Consider the following 1,998-nt stretch of genomic DNA (forward strand, 5'->3'; position numbering starts at 1 on the left):
GCCGTCGGTGATGGTGACGGTGTGGCTATCGGTGGCGGTATCGCCATCGCTGTCTTCGGTGGTGATGGTGAAGTCGATCGAAGGACTGTTGGCCTGGTCGAGGTTGTCCTTGGCCTCAAAGGTCCAGCTGCCGTCACCAGTGACGGTCAGGGTGCCTTCGGCGAGATCGAAGCTGACGAAATCGGTAGCACCGTCGCCCAGCGGCTTGGTTTCACCTGCCGCTGTCACGCTGACGGTGGCCCCATCAGCACCGGCGTCGGTGGTCCAGGTGCCATCTACACTCTGGCCTTCGACCACGCTGGCCGGCACTTCGACGAACTCGATGGTCGGGCCGTCATCGGCGATCGCGATGCTGAGGCTACCGTTGGCCGCACTGCCGTCATCGTCGGTGACCACCAGGGTCACCGTCTCGGTGAAGCCGGCATCCGTGGCTTCAGCCTGGCTGTCATTGTCGACGCGGGTGTCCAGGGTGTAGCTGTAGCTCACGCTGCCGCCGGCGGCCGGATTGGCACTATCTGCCGGTGTAAAGCCGGTCAGGCTAAGGCTGCCGTATTCGGTATCGACCACCACCGGACTATCGGCGGACAGACCCTGCAGCTGGGCCAGGGTCAGCGACTGATTACCTACCTGGACGCTGGCCACGCCATCGGCGCTGGCGAAGGTAAAGCTGCCAGGCTGGGTCAGTGCGCTGCTGTCGGCATCGCTGCCGCTGGCGAGATTCGCTTCGCTGACAGAAACGTCGCTGCCTTCGCTCGCCAGGCCAGAGAGGCTGACGCCGTCGTCGGTGCCGGTCACGGTGATGGTCAGCGTCGCCGGTGAGGTGTCGCCATCGGCGTCGGTCAGGGTGTAGGCAAAGGTCTCAGTGAGTTGCTCTTCGCCGCTGAGCGCCTGGACCCGCGGATCGTCGTTGTCGAGCTGGTAGGTGTAGCTGCCGTCGCTGTTGAGCGTCAGCGTGCCGTAATGGCCGGCGCCTGTCGGCGCGTCCAGCGCTACGCTTGCCGGATCGGCATCAGTGGTGTCGGCGCCGGTGGTATCGTTGGACAGCACATTGCCGGAAACGGAAGCGGTCTCCTCGGCGATAGTGTCGCTGTCGTTACTCGCGGACGGGCTATCGTCGGCGATCGCGATGCTGAGGCTGCCGTTGGCCGCACTGCCGTCATCGTCGGTGACCACCAGGGCCACCGTCTCGGTAAAGCCGGCATCCATGGCGTCAGCCTGGCTGTCGTTGTCGACGCGGGTGTCCAGCGTGTAGCTGTAGCTCACGGTGCCGCCGGCGGCCGGGTTGGCACTATCCGACGGTGTAAAGCCGGTCAGGCTAAGGCTGCCGTATTCGGTATCGACCACCACCGGACTATCGGCGGACACCCCCTGCAGCTGGGCCAGGGTCAACGACTGGTTGCCCACCTGTACGCTGGCCACGCCATCAACGCTGGCGAACGTAAAGTTGCCAGGCTGGGTCAGAGCCGCAGCATCCGCCGCGGAGCCCTCTTCCAGATTCGCTTCGCTGACAGAAACGTCGCTGCCTTCGCTCGCCAGGCCAGAGAGGCTGACGCCGTCGTCGGTGCCGGTCACGGTGATGGTCAGCGTCGCCGGTGAGGTGTCGCCATCGGCGTCGGTCAGGGTGTAGGCAAAGGTCTCAGTGAGTTGCTCTTCGCCGCTGAGCGCCTGGACCCGCGGATCGTCGTTGTCGAGCTGGTAGGTGTAGCTGCCGTCGCTGTTGAGCGTCAGCGTGCCGTAATGGCCGGCGCCTCTCGGCGCGTCCAGCGCTACGCTTGCCGGATCGGCATCAGTGGTGTCGGCGCCGGTGGTGTCGTTGCCCAGCACATTACCGGTGACCGACGCGGTCTCCTCGGCAATGGTGTCGCTGTCATCACGAGCCTTCGGCACATCGTCGTTGACGTCGATGGTCAGACTGGCCGAGGCCTCGTCGCCATCGCTGTCGGTAACGACAATGGCGAACAGATCCGCCAGATCGTCGCTGCCGGTGCCCTGGCTGGT

Annotated in this window: 1 protein-coding gene; it reads right to left on the reverse strand. The window is 65.0% G+C overall.

What is annotated here, in order from left to right; genetic code table 11:
- Nucleotides 1–1,998 (reverse strand): VCBS domain-containing protein (locus tag RBB39_RS22680; RefSeq protein ID WP_306169436.1); only part of this gene is annotated, 1,998 nt, incomplete at both ends.

Origin of the sequence: Halomonas sp. MMSF_3323 (genome assembly GCF_030733595.1) — a bacterium.
In the GTDB taxonomy this organism is placed as follows: Bacteria; Pseudomonadota; Gammaproteobacteria; order Pseudomonadales; family Halomonadaceae; genus Halomonas; species Halomonas litopenaei.